The 13,147-nt window shown below is 41.1% G+C and carries 8 protein-coding genes; 4 read left to right on the top strand and 4 right to left on the bottom strand.

Annotated elements, in window-relative coordinates; all coding sequences use genetic code 11:
* Positions 1-717 precede the first annotated feature (717 nt).
* Positions 718-1,089 (bottom strand): dihydroneopterin aldolase, encoded by a 372-nt coding sequence (gene folB, locus DP117_RS05915; protein WP_169217404.1) that lies wholly within the window; start codon positions 1,087-1,089, stop codon positions 718-720.
* A gap of 187 nt (positions 1,090-1,276) precedes the next feature.
* On the opposite strand from folB, the gene menD reads away from it, so the two are divergent.
* On the top strand, positions 1,277-3,124 hold the full coding sequence (gene menD / locus DP117_RS05920; protein WP_169217405.1) for a 2-succinyl-5-enolpyruvyl-6-hydroxy-3-cyclohexene-1-carboxylic-acid synthase: 1,848 nt from the start codon (positions 1,277-1,279) through the stop codon (positions 3,122-3,124).
* Between the two features lie 185 nt (positions 3,125-3,309).
* Here the strand turns inward: menD and DP117_RS35985 are convergent, their stop codons facing one another.
* A complete protein-coding gene (locus DP117_RS35985; protein ID WP_248277542.1) occupies positions 3,310-4,452 on the bottom strand; it encodes a CHAT domain-containing protein in 1,143 nt (380 codons plus the stop codon).
* A 666-nt stretch (positions 4,453-5,118) separates the two neighbouring features.
* On the bottom strand, positions 5,119-7,212 hold the full coding sequence (locus DP117_RS05930; protein WP_169217406.1) for a S8 family serine peptidase: 2,094 nt from the start codon (positions 7,210-7,212) through the stop codon (positions 5,119-5,121).
* Positions 7,213-7,538: 326 nt separating this feature from the next.
* On the opposite strand from DP117_RS05930, the gene DP117_RS05935 reads away from it, so the two are divergent.
* The 3 genes from DP117_RS05935 to DP117_RS05945 all read left to right on the top strand — a co-directional run bounded on the left by DP117_RS05935 (position 7,539) and on the right by DP117_RS05945 (position 12,173).
* Positions 7,539-8,330: a TIGR00297 family protein gene (locus tag DP117_RS05935; RefSeq protein WP_169217407.1), complete on the top strand. Its 792-nt coding sequence runs from the start codon at positions 7,539-7,541 to the stop codon at positions 8,328-8,330.
* A gap of 436 nt (positions 8,331-8,766) precedes the next feature.
* Complete coding sequence (locus DP117_RS05940) at positions 8,767-9,525, top strand: peptidylprolyl isomerase (protein WP_169217408.1); 759 nt, start codon at positions 8,767-8,769, stop codon at positions 9,523-9,525.
* Positions 9,474-12,173 (top strand): type I secretion system permease/ATPase, encoded by a 2,700-nt coding sequence (locus DP117_RS05945; protein ID WP_169217409.1) that lies wholly within the window; start codon positions 9,474-9,476, stop codon positions 12,171-12,173. The genes DP117_RS05940 and DP117_RS05945 overlap by 52 nt, the downstream gene beginning before the upstream one ends.
* Positions 12,174-12,232: 59 nt before the next feature.
* On the opposite strand, the gene DP117_RS05950 is transcribed toward DP117_RS05945, so the two are convergent.
* Positions 12,233-13,135: an MBL fold metallo-hydrolase gene (locus tag DP117_RS05950; protein WP_211175944.1), complete on the bottom strand. Its 903-nt coding sequence runs from the start codon at positions 13,133-13,135 to the stop codon at positions 12,233-12,235.
* Between the last annotated feature and the right edge of the window lie 12 nt (positions 13,136-13,147).

Below are 13,147 nucleotides of genomic sequence, written 5' to 3' on the forward strand. Positions count from 1 at the left end.
GATTATTTGTTAACTGAAATCTTTTTCAAATCACATTTTTTTACTTGATGAGCAAAAGAATTTCATTTTTTGTACTTTTCATGTCAAGCTAATACCTTGATATTTAAATAACGATAAAACCAGTAGGTGCCAAAGAAATTTTATCTAGAAAATAGAGCAGTTTTTGAAAGTCGCAACATTCTAAATCTAAAAATAAATAAGTAGCAAAAATCAATTGAGACATATTGTAGTCTATCTATATATGTGTTTTTAAGCAAGCTCATAACTGAAATTTAATACTATGTATAGCAGTCCTGTTTCAAAGGAACTGCCAAAATGCCAACTTTAAAAACTACGAAAAAATAATAAATTTGCTACGCTCAATTGATTGCTACAGATACTGCGTTTTGGTATCACATTCAGTAGGTAAAGAAACAGGAAATTGCCTTATAAATCAACCGATTCAACTCAGATATTCGGGGTCAGGGAAAAAGGTGTTTGTTTCATTTGTAGCGGGTGGCGCGCCGCTAGTCGGGCTGCTCACATCTTGCATGAAGTGAAAAACCAGGTTTCTTGAGAATGCCTGCTCGTCAAAACCTTAATATATGGTTATCCAAACCCGGTTTTTGGACTCTTGTTGAGAATAGTCCAAGATATTTACTTACCGCTTTCAAAAATCAATTCTCCCATTTTAGGCGTGTAAGTGTAGGTAGTCTTGACAAAAAAAATTAATTGTGGTTAAACAGCATGAGATTTAGTTCTAGTTAATTCAATGCTGATTGTGCCATCAAAGTCTGGAATAGGTGCAGCAGGTTTCCTCAAAATAACTTGAACTTGTGTCACGCGATCGCCCGATTCTAATATAGAATCAGCAATAGTGCTTGCTAATCGTTCTATCAGAGAAAACTTTGATGTCTTTACCAAATGTTTCACCAAGCTGATAGTGCTACGGTAATCGATAGTATCTTCTATCGCGTCAGTTTTGGCAGCTTTTGAGATATCCAGCCATAATCTCAAATCTACCTCAAACCATTGTCCTAGCACCTGTTCTTCTTGCAGATAGCCAGTGTAGCCATAGCAGCGAATTCCCGTCAAATGAATGCAGTCCATAAAAAAACAGTCCTGAGTTAGTACTTTCTGTATTCAGTAGCGTATTGGCTTTCCTGATTAATCTACGATAGAAAGGTTGGTTGAAATATACCAGAAAATGAGAATGATGAGATAACTCACCAGACAATTTCAAATAACACCCTCTTCTTAGAACTGAAAACTCAGGACATTTAGACTTTCAAGGTTGATGGCAATTGATTTTAGAAACATTAACACTGTATGGGCGTCGATTGCTACCCAGACATTAAAGCGCCTAGGATTAACTTGTGTCGTGATTTGTCCGGGTTCCCGTTCCACACCTCTAGCAGTCGCCTTTGCCCAACAATCACCCGATATTGAAGCAATTTCGATTCTTGATGAACGATCCGCAGCTTTTTTTGCCTTGGGTCAAGCAAAAGTGACCGGACGCCCTACGCTACTTGTTTGCACCTCTGGGACAGCAGGAGCGAATTTTTACCCAGCGGTGATTGAAGCAAAAGAAAGTCGCGTACCTCTGTTGGTGTTTACCACAGATAGACCGCCTGAGTTACGAGATTGCCATTCTGGTCAAACCATAACCCAAGTAAAATTATACGGCAATTATCCAAATTGGCAGACAGAGTTAGCAATTCCTTCTGTGGATATAGGAATGCTGGCTTATCTACGACAAATGATGATTTATGCCTGGGAACGTTCACAAACTCCTGTACCTGGGGCGGTGCATCTCAATGTTCCGTTTCGCGATCCCCTCGCACCCATCCCTGATGTAGAAATGTTGCATACAACGTCTCTACAATTATTACAGTCTCAATTTGACACAGAAGATTTCTTCTCTCACATCACAAGCACTTCGCAATCTTCCTACATTCCCATTTCTTCACCTCTAGCTTTTCAAGAGTGGTTACAATTTCAACGAGGAATTATCATCGCTGGTGTTGCGAAACCACAAAAACCACAAGAGTATTGTCGTGCGATCGCCCAACTCTCCAAAACCTTAAAATTTCCAGTTTTGGCAGAAGGACTCTCTCCTGTGAGAAACTATGCTGACCTTAATCCTTATATCATTTCTACCTATGACCTGATTTTACGCAATCAGGAATTTGCAAAACAGCTCGCACCAGAAGTCGTGATTCAAATTGGTGAATTACCCACAAGTAAGGAATTACGTAACTGGTTAACTTCTACCCAAGCACAACGCTGGATCATTGACAACAGCGACCAAAATCTCGACCCTCTTCATGGTAAGACAATTCACTTACGAATGAGCATAGAAGAATTGGGGAGATGGGGAGAAAACAATTCAAAATGGACTGCGTCCCGCTGCGCTAACAAAATTCAAAATGGACTGCGTCCCGCTGCGCTAACAAAATTAGGAGTTGCTTCCTCATCTTCTTGTGAGTATCTTCAACTGTGGTGTACAGCAGAAGCAAAAGTTAGAGCAAGTGTTGATCAAACTTTGGCAACAATAGAGGAGTTATTTGAAGGCAAAGCTGCTTGGTTACTTTCTCAGACTTTACCACCAAGAACACCCTTTTTTATTGCCAATAGTATGCCGGTGCGGGATGTTGAATTTTTCTGGAAACCAACTCACTCACAAGTGCAACCCTTTTTTAACCGAGGTGCGAATGGCATTGATGGCACATTGTCCACTGCTTTGGGGATTGCTCATCACCAACAAAGTAGTGTCATGTTGACAGGTGATTTAGCCTTATTACATGATACCAATGGTTTTTTAATCAGAAATAAGTTTGTTGGACATTTAACTATTGTGTTGATTAACAACAATGGTGGTGGAATTTTTGAAATGTTATCTATTTCCAAATTTGAGCCACCATTTGAAGAATTTTTTGCAACTCCGCAAGATATTGATTTCGCTCAACTCTGTGCGACTTACAATGTTGAGCATGAATTGATAACTTCTTGGGAGCAGTTGCTCTCTAGATTAAACCCACTCCCAAGCAAAGGAATTCGAGTTTTAGAGTTGCGGACAAATCGTAAAGCAGATGCTAAGTGGCGCAAGGAAAATTTAGGGAAATTTTCAGTGGATTTAGGTTAGATTTTACCATCTTTTCTACTGGTTATTAATGGCTTACAAAAGGGTTCGTATATTCCTGTTCTGCTCATTCTGGAACTCCTTACAAAGAGCGAGAGAAGTAAAGCAGGGTCATACAATGAACTATCGAATCCACAAAACTGAAAGCCAACGCTAGTATAAAATACCCTTTCATGCAGCTGTTTAGACTAGTGCTTAAAAATTTTCCATCTTGTACCTGTATGGTCATTTCCTATGCGAGGAGCTAAATTAACAGAGCCGTTCTCTGTTAAACCATTTAACCATCTTGATTCTCCCTGATTATCTAAGGCAACTTCTCCATCACCAATTATATTGATTCTCCATTTTGTGCCTGTATAGCCACCTTCTGTGTTAGGAGCTAAATTAACAGAGTCGTTGTGTGTTATACCATCTAACCATTTTGAACCATTAATTACTCCCTGGTTTTCTAAGGCAACTACTTCATCATTAATAACGTGTACCTTCCATTTAGTATGAGCATCAATATTAGAAGCTAAGCTTACATTATTATTTTTTATGCGAGAATCTAAAAATTTAAAACCAGTATGCAGGTTCCCTAGACATTCTAATGAAATAATATTACCATCTTGTAGAAGTGAAGAAGTTTTGGTAATCCAATCACGAATCGAATTTAATTTTTCTCCCTTTTCTAACAAATCAACATAGTACTTACCCTCAGAATCTGTAGGTTCTCGTCCAAGCACGTCTTGATAAATACCGCTGATTTGAGGCTGGTCTTTAGATCCATTCAAAGGCTTCTTCTTTAAAGTTGGGGTTAGTTGCTCTGGAATACCTGCTAACCTAATTGCAGCACAACCAAATTTGTAGGCAAATTCAACAGGCTTTCCTGCTCCTAGAGCATCGTAAAAGCCCACAGCAAATTCAATTGCAGCTCTATCTCCGATTGCCTTGCTCATACCAATCACATAGTTAATGTGTTGAGCGATCGCGTTTGCCTGTACCTCTGAGTAACAGCCATTAAGAACAACACACTCAATTTGCTCTGCAAATAGCTCAAACAATCCCGCTAGAGCTTCTCCATCAACTAGCTTTGCCGAACCTGTTTCGTCTTCAAATACCAGACCTTCATCTCCCGTCCCATGCCCAGAAAAATGAATAATCTGCGGATTAATATCCAGCATCGCTCGCTGAATATCTCTCGGTCGCACTGCCCACTTCTGCTCTAAGAAAAACTGATCGCGATGCAACGCTCGCTTAAGTCCAGCATCGATTTCACGCACCTCCTCATCCAAACGCAACGGTGTTGTGCCTTTAGGATTTGCTGCTAAAATCAAGATTTTTTGCTGCATAAATTAATTAGCTCCAGTTATATTATATTTCTCTTGAAAAGTTTTTATGACATAATTAACTTTGTTATTTGCGAGGTTATTCAACAGGATTTAGGTGGTAACTTCTTACCTATTTCACTATCAGTTTGTAAAACTTCGTTTGCCCTAAGCCATTGCTGGATTAACGATAGGGACGACCTGATTCATCTTTTTCCCCTGCATAACGCAGGTAGTATGAAACTGCTTTTTCAAATTATCTGAAATGTTAATGTGCATTTCTTTAGTTGTTTTCACATTCATGAAATTCACTCAGACATGGATAAAGCTACAAAAGTAAAAATGGCATTTCCGAAAAAATGCCATTAACTCCTAAGATACACATCCTATCACCCTTATGTAGCAAGGCTTCCAGAAAGTGAAAAAAATGTGCTTCTTTCATTTGTTATTAGCAGCCAAAATCGCCGCTAGTCGGAGGCTCATATCTTGCATCTACACCCTATTCGTGTAAATATACACAAACAAAACCGTGATGTTAAGACTAATAATCCTTATTTTTTGTTTATTTGAAAAAAATATATGTTTATTAAAAACGTAAAATTCCAGTATTAACACGTTAGTAAAAGATATGAGCCTTTAATTAGCGGCTGACATCGCTAGCAACATATGAAAAGAACACATTTTGGAACCCTATACAAGAGCTATTGCTCTTCTCACAGCAGCATCAGCATTCACAAACCCAGAACCGTACTCTGTATCATAGCCCCGTGTACCTAAGTCGTAAGCTGTTTGTGACAAAATCGACTTGATTTGAGTCGCAGTGAGATTTGAATTCACACTCCATACTAATGAAGCAACTCCTACCACATTTGGCACTGCTGCAGAAGTGCCAAAGAAACGCTCATCATTATTAGTAAAACCGAACTCAAAACCATTAGAGGACTTAGTAGCTTTTGTTGTAATATACTCAGATGCAGCTGTCAGAGTTAAACCACTTCCTGTGTTGGAACCCCATGCTCCTTGATAAGAGATACGTGTTCCAGGTGTTGTTGAATTTCCATTCCAGTCTTTGAGTCCCCAAGAAGCACCTACCGCCACAACATTACTATACTTTGTCGCTAAGTTGGCAGGACTTTCAAGAGTATTACCATTATTATTTCCCGCAGCAATGACAAACAAGGCTGTATCTTTGTTCTTGTCAATCAATTCCTCAAATTGCGCTGAGTTACCACCAGTCAAGCTGAGGTTCACAACCAGACGCTGATTTTTACTCTTTGCTTGATTAATCAATGCTTGTGTCGCACTCACCAAATTGTAATCTCCAGTGTTACCACCCATAACATCGATATGGAAAACATCAGAATACCAGTTGATACCACTTATCCCAACGCCATTATTGCTTGTCGCAGCAATCACTCCTTGAATTGAAGTACCATGAGCTGTGGTGTAACTCATTTCATCCAAGTAGTTATTACTTAATAAATTTGGGGAACGTAAATCGGGGTGAATATTATTACCATTCGCAGCCAAACCCGTATCTTCAATTCCAATCAGTACATTGTTGGAACCTTTCGTCAAACGCCACGCACTTTGAACACCCATCATATGTAGATTCCATTGCTGTCCAAACAGAGGATCGTTAGGTGTCACTGATAAGTTGATTGTTTTGTCTTTAAATTGAATGGCTTCAATGCCCTCAAACAAAATTTCTTTGCCGTTGCTTAATCTTATGGCATCAAATCGGCGATCGCCATTACCTGAGTTATACTTGACACCCCCCGTATACACACCTCCTGTATACTCTACCAACTTAATTGTGGCGTCCGCAGAAGAAAATGTAGATAGATTCAGTAAGTCTCGCCCTCCGCTACCATAGTCAACGTTGCTATTGCCAGAGTATACCGTCCGATTATATGCAGATTGATAAGTAAAGGTATCTGCCCGGAGAGTTCCTTTAACATATTGCGTTTTGCTATCAAGGAGTTGGTATGTGATCACACAAGGAGTCAGCTGCTGTGTACCCCCAGAACTGGAGGATGATGTGCTAGTGGGAGTCGGTGTTGTTTGACTATCGGATACGCGGGTTGCTGACAAGCTTATTTTGTAGAAAGTCTCACTGTTCTCGTACGAGTTGACTTGTATATAGTATGTACCTGCGTTTAAGGTGAGATTTATTGGTTCATTTGTGCTGCCAACGTTCAGGGACGTTGTGAGTCTGTTGCCATTGCTATCTAGTAATTGCAGCGCTGCATCATCATTGTGACTGCTAAGTCCCAATTTTAAAGCACTGGTGGTTTTCAGTTTCAATCTGTAGTAATCATTTGTATCTGATAAACCTACCCAGTCATCATAATTTTTCGTTTTGGACTTAGCACTAATATATCGTGCAGCTTGCAAGGAATCTCCAGCATAGTCAATCGGCGTTGCTGAAAAAGCCAATTTGTAATCAGTTTCTAAACCTTCATCAACAGAGACTCGGATATAATACAAACCCGCATCTAAGGTTTGGTTAATTGCTTGAGCGTTTATGGTACTAAAAATAGAGCTATTTATGACTTCATCGTCATCTACCAAACTATTACTATTTTGATCTCGAATCAAATCTACTTGTGCATTTTCGTGCAAATCTTCTAAATCAAGGTTAAAACTACTACGACCTTTCAGAGTAAAGCTGTAGAAATTGCTATGACCAGGAATTAATGTATCACTAGATACTTGAAGATTGACACCTATATTTAAGTTTTGAGCAGTTTCTAAAAAGCCTTTAGAAAAAGTCGTTAACATAGGTTAATGGGTATACCAACTGTATATATTGCATCAACCTTACTATCGTATTTCTTTTCAGGTAAAAATTTTATTTATGTAGAAATTTACTGAAAAAATAGAAAAAATTTACTGATTCTTCATAGATTGAAATCGATTTAAAGAGTGTTTTTGCTGAAAAATTAATAGAATTTGTCTCTTCAAAAAAGAGTAAAATATGATACTTTGATTGTACGGTAGTTAACAAGGTGGAAAACAAAGATTGTAGTCAGTCATCAAACTTGCTCTAAATTAGTTATTCTATTGGTACTTTGACAAAATACTCATAACAAAGATTAGTTGCTACAATGTTTTTCCCTATGAATTCTTTGAGTCCTTGGCTAGTTGGAGTAGGATTGAACTCTATTTTGCTACTGTTGGCTTGGATTGTGCCCAAAAAGCTGCTGACTCCAGCCGGATTATTTCACGCTGTTGTACTTGGCGTCTTGATTTGGGGAACACTCGGATGGCAGGGATATGTAGTTGTTATGTTCTACTTTCTTGTTGGTTCTTTGATCACGCGCGTAGGTATGGCGCAAAAAGAAGCACAGGGAATAGCAGAAAAACGTTCTGGTGCTAGAGGACCAGAAAATGTCTGGGGTTCTGCTTTAACTGCGGCTTTGTGTGCGTTAGGAGTATGGGTGATCAGTTCGGGAATTCTTCCTATGTCTCAAAATCAATATTCCACATTTGTTACCCTGTTGTTGCTAGGTTACGTAGCGAGTTTTAGTACAAAGCTTTCTGATACCTGTGCCAGCGAAATAGGTAAAGCTTATGGTAAAAGCACTTTTCTGATTACCACACTACAACCAGTACCACGGGGAACAGAAGGAGCTGTTAGTTTGGAGGGAACTTTAGCTGGTGCGATCGCGTCACTTGCCCAGGCACTCCTCGGTTGGGGAGTGGGTTTGATAGATTTGTTCGGCGTCCTTTGGTGTGTTGTAGCGGCGTTTATTGCCACTAATTTGGAAAGTGTGATTGGTGCAACACTACAATCCCGCTATACCTGGCTGACGAATGAAGTGGTGAACATTTTCAACACATTAATAGGTGCAAGTACAGCAATTTTATTTGCCTGGATATGGGCAAATATCATTTAATTTGTTTTTAAAATCTTGAGTTTTTTCTCGTGCAGGACAACAGAAATCACTAGTACCACTATCGAGTCAGTCAAAATTCGCAATCCGGAGAAATTCAACAAGTTTGATAAGCAAGGGTTTTGACTTTTCTGGATAGTAGCTTTATTTGGAGGCGCTGTACTAGACTCTTCAAAAGAGCACTGGCTCTGCAAGGCGCTGCTCTGTGCTCAAAGTTCTCTCTATTTATAAGGATGTATTCTGACTTGGTGCGTTCTGATTTATGTGTTCTTCTGATTTCTGAGTTCTTGCACTAGTCATCTTACCGTCGAATAATCACCTTGACTTAAGACTACTGAGGATGACCGCACAATATTTTCTCCAAAAATGTCAACTAAAATGCAATTTCTTTTTAAGAAAAGCTGTATGTTGTTTTTTCGTTCATTAACTTTTTAAGTTCATGGAATTTTCATCGTTTTTAACCATAGATGACAAACCAATTGCTTATGGACAGGCAGTAAAATATTTGCAAGCATCAGGAAAATTAGGGCAATTTATAGGAGACATTCTTCGCCAATACATTATCGAACAAGAACTACAAACACGAGAAGATATACTCATTAGTTCTGCGTTAACCGAACAGACAATAATTGATTTCCGGCTCAAAAAGAAATTGACAAACCCTGAAAAATTTCAAGAATGGTTACTAAGTAATGGAACGAATTATGATACCTTTCACTCATCAGTTGCTTATAGTTTTAAGGTAGAAAAGCTAAAAGCTATTATCACAGAATCAAAGCTACAAGAATACTTCATTGAACGTAAAATTTATTTAGATAGAGTGGTAGTTTCGCGAATTCTTGTTGAAAGTCAGGAATTGGCTGAAGAACTACAGACTCAAATCGAAGAAGGAGCAAGCTTTGAGCAACTCGCTCGAGAATATTCACTTGCAGATGACAAAATTGTGAACGGTATGATGGGACCAGTAAGTCGGGGAACAATGCCAGATAGACTAAGAGCAGTTATTGATATCGCCAGTCCCCAACAGTTGGTAGGACCAATAGAACTGGAAGGACGTTATGGATTGTTTCGTGTGGAACAATTTCTGCCAGCATCGTTGGAAGATACTCAACTAAAGCAAGCACTACAAAATGAGTTGTTTGAGAAATGGCTAGCAGAGAAAATTCAAAAACTAACGGTAAAATTGCAGGTGAATTAAAACTTTTAGATGAGGAATCTTCAAAAAATAGCGTGCTAGCATCTTTACCTTGGAATCAACCACCACTGTGCTGGCTAACTCCTGAACACCAAAGCCAAATGCAACAGGTGTCAGAAACTCTTCGCTACAAATTGGGAGAAAAAATCTGGTCACAAGAAACGGGTGGTTTCCAGTTCTTGATTATTTCTGGTAAGATCCGTTTGCGGGAAGAAAGCGTCGGTAAGTCTTTGGTAACGCTACAGCCAGGAGATTGGTTCGGTGACTTAAACAAGTTTTCTGTAGAGTGCAAAGCTATTGCCGCTAGCAAAGAAGTCGTCGTGGTGCGCTGGACAACAGCTACATGGGCAGAACTTTCCACGCCACAAATTGAAGGATTTTGGTTAGGGAATCAAGAAGACAAGAAGGACAATGGGAGTAAAAGAGCCTCTGAGGGAGGAAGAGAAGAAAAATCTTCCCAGCCTACAGCTCGCTTGGCTAACACTCTTTCACTTTCTCACTCTCCCACTCTCTCTTCTGCTGTGTCAACATACCCATTCGTCTCTAACTGGAACACGGGTGCTGCGTGTTTAACAATGGTGGCGCAACAGTTAGACAATCCTGTACAACTGGAATGGGTACAACGTCAACTGCGAGGACAGCAACCAAAACATCTTGTGGAAGCCGCAGAAAAGTTAGGATTTGTGCTGCGACGCCTGCAAGTCAGTTGGAGTGAATTACGACAATTATCATTTCCAGCTTTACTACGCTGGGAAACATCAGAAGAGAAAGAAGGAAGTTGGGTGGTAGCGTATGCGATTAAAGGCGATCGCCTGATTGTCGCAAATCCCCTAAATCCGAACAATACCTGCGAAAGCTTACCACGCTCAGTTGTTGAGTCTAGCTGGAATGGGCAGTTATGGCAAGTAGAAGTCATTCAAAAGCAAGAAAAATTTAACCTCAACTGGTTTACCCCAGCCGTTTGGCAGTACCGAGGATTATTGACAGAAGTGTTGCTGGCGTCTTTCACATTACAGCTTTTGGGGTTAGCAACACCACTGATTACTCAAGTCGTCATTGATAAGGTGATGGTGCAGGAGAGTTTGCCAACTCTTGATGTTATGGCGATCGCACTTCTGCTTACAGCAATTTTCGAGGCAATTCTCGGCATTCTGCGACTATTTATTTTTACCCATACCGCCCGTCGCCTAGATTTAAGTTTATCAGCACAGCTGTTTCGCCATCTGATGCGGTTACCTTTAGCTTATTTTGAATCTCGCCGCGTAGGAGATACAGTTGCAAGAGTTCAGGAACTCGAACAAATCCGCCAGTTTCTCACAGGTACGGCGTTAACTGTGGTTTTGGATAGCATTTTTGCTGTGGTTTACTTGGGGTTAATGTTTTACTACAATATCCCGTTGACGTTTGTAGCCTTGGCAGTTCTACCATTATTTGCCACTTTGACGGTTGTTGCAACGCCAATCCTTCGTAACTGGTTGAACGAAACTTTTAACCGCAGTGCTGATAGTCAATCATTTCTTGTCGAAACAATTACCGGAATTCATTCAGTTAAAGCACATACAGCAGAACCAGCAGCACGCGATCGCTGGGAAGGTTTATTTGCTCGCTTCGTCCGCACAGGTTTTAAAGCCTCTACCACCTCTAACATCAGCAGCAACATCGCTGACTTCCTCACGAATTTTTCTAACTTGCTGATTCTTTGGTTTGGAGCCAAGTTTGTTATAGATCAAAAGTTAACAGTCGGTCAACTGGTAGCATTTCAAATGCTTTCAGGTAGAGTCACAGCACCACTTTTACGCCTTGTGCAGCTTTGGCAAACTTTTCAACAAGTGCTGCTTTCGGTAGACCGGATTGGTGATATTCTGAACGTAGCCCCAGAAGCTGAACCAGGCACTGGTTTAGTTTTACCATCCCTCAAAGGTCAAGTCAGCTTTGAGCAAGTTTTCTTCCGCTACCGACAAAGTACAGAACCTGTCTTAAAAGGAATTTCCTTCTCAGTTCAATCAGGACAGTTTGTTGGTATTGTTGGACGCAGTGGTTCTGGCAAAAGTACCCTTTCTAAATTGTTGCAACGCCTTTATCAAATTGAATCAGGACGCATCCTCATTGATGGTTTCGATATTAAAAGCGCTGATTTAGCTTCACTGCGCCAACAAATTGCTGTTGTTCTGCAAGAAGACTTTTTATTCAACGGTTCTATTTTAGATAACATAACTCTTGGTAATCCCGACATCACCTCAGAACAAGTCGTAGAAGCTGCAAGAAATGCCGTTGCTCACGACTTTATCAGTGAATTACCCCACGGATACGAAACCAATGTCGGGGAACGAGGTACAGCTTTATCTGGCGGACAACGTCAACGTATAGCTTTGGCAAGATTATTTCTCTGCCAAGCACCAATTCTAATTTTAGACGAAGCAACCAGTGCTTTAGATAGCGAAACAGAACAGCAAGTGCTGGCAAACTTACAAAAAGTTTCCGCTAACCGCACCGTGTTTCTCATCGCCCACCGTTTTGCCCCTCTCAAGCGGGCTGATTTAATTTTAGTCTTAGAAAAGGGAATTATTGCTGAGCGCGGAAACCATTTGGATTTATTGCGACAAAAAGGTTTGTACTGGTCATTGTATCAAAGGCAGCAGGCAAATATCTAATACCACGTTTTCGCTGATTTGTCAAATTATATAGAACCGGCGTGCGTGCAGATGTTGAGTTAGATGAAGCGCCAATCGAACTGATCGCCCTTGCGCGTCACAAGCCCGGCAGAACTCTTGGGGAAGTGGGTGCTGAAGAAGGTAGCGCCCCGTTGGGCGGCATATTCGAGTGCCCAGAGCCGCGAGGCGCGTGCTTGGTCAGCAAATTCGCAGAAAACAGAGTTCCATTCCGGGCGGTAGACTTGAATCGGGTGGTGCATCACGTCACCACTGAACAGCGCTTCTTCCCCGCGCGATGTAAGACTGATCGACATGTGCCCGATGCTGTGTCCGGGTGTGGGGAGAAACGACAGTCCATCGATAAACTCACCGCCGCCACTGCTGATCGTCTCGGTCAGCCCGGCCTCAATAACAGGCAGAACGCTGTCTTCGTAAACGCCGAGGCTCGGTATATTAACGTCGTTATGGCTGGCGGGGCTGGAGTAATAGTCTTGCTCCACTTTCGGGAACACATATTTGGCATTTGGGAACGTCGGAACCCAGCGACCATCGACGAGCCGCGTGTTCCAGCCGACATGATCCACATGCAAATGCGTCAGGAGGACATAGTCAACGGCTTCTGGCGTGACACCAGCAGCCTCAAGCCGCTCCAGATAGGGCAGCTGAAGATGGTGAAAAATCGGATTGAGCGGACGTTCCTTGTCGTTGCCGGAAGCAGTATCGATCAGGATCGTATGACGTTGGGTCTTTACCACCCAAGTGTGAATGCTCAGAATAAAATGTTCATGAGTCTCGTCCATGCAGCCCGGAACCAGCCAGTCTTGATGTTCCTGCACCACTGCTGGGTTCCAATCAGGCAAAAGAACTTCCGGTGCAAGATTGATTACCTGCTCGGTAACACGAGTAATGGTGACATCACCCACCTTGTAAGTTTTGGAATGAACGTTCATAGTGTTAACCATAACGCTGAACCT

The organism is Brasilonema sp. UFV-L1 (assembly GCF_012912105.1).
Classification (GTDB): Bacteria; Cyanobacteriota; Cyanobacteriia; order Cyanobacteriales; family Nostocaceae; genus Brasilonema.

Bases quoted from the DNA above. Each gene is read 5' to 3' on its own strand.
- DP117_RS05945 (WP_169217409.1), top strand. From the start codon at position 9,474: ATGGCTAGCAGAGAAAATTCAAAAACTAACGGTAAAATTGCAGGTGAA.
- folB (WP_169217404.1), bottom strand. From the start codon at position 1,089: ATGGACTGCATTCATTTGACGGGAATTCGCTGCTATGGCTACACTGGC.
- DP117_RS35985 (WP_248277542.1), bottom strand. From the start codon at position 4,452: ATGCAGCAAAAAATCTTGATTTTAGCAGCAAATCCTAAAGGCACAACA.
- DP117_RS05930 (WP_169217406.1), bottom strand. From the start codon at position 7,212: ATGTTAACGACTTTTTCTAAAGGCTTTTTAGAAACTGCTCAAAACTTA.
- DP117_RS05940 (WP_169217408.1), top strand. From the start codon at position 8,767: ATGGAATTTTCATCGTTTTTAACCATAGATGACAAACCAATTGCTTAT.
- DP117_RS05935 (WP_169217407.1), top strand. From the start codon at position 7,539: ATGTTTTTCCCTATGAATTCTTTGAGTCCTTGGCTAGTTGGAGTAGGA.
- DP117_RS05950 (WP_211175944.1), bottom strand. From the start codon at position 13,135: ATGGTTAACACTATGAACGTTCATTCCAAAACTTACAAGGTGGGTGAT.
- menD (WP_169217405.1), top strand. From the start codon at position 1,277: ATGGCAATTGATTTTAGAAACATTAACACTGTATGGGCGTCGATTGCT.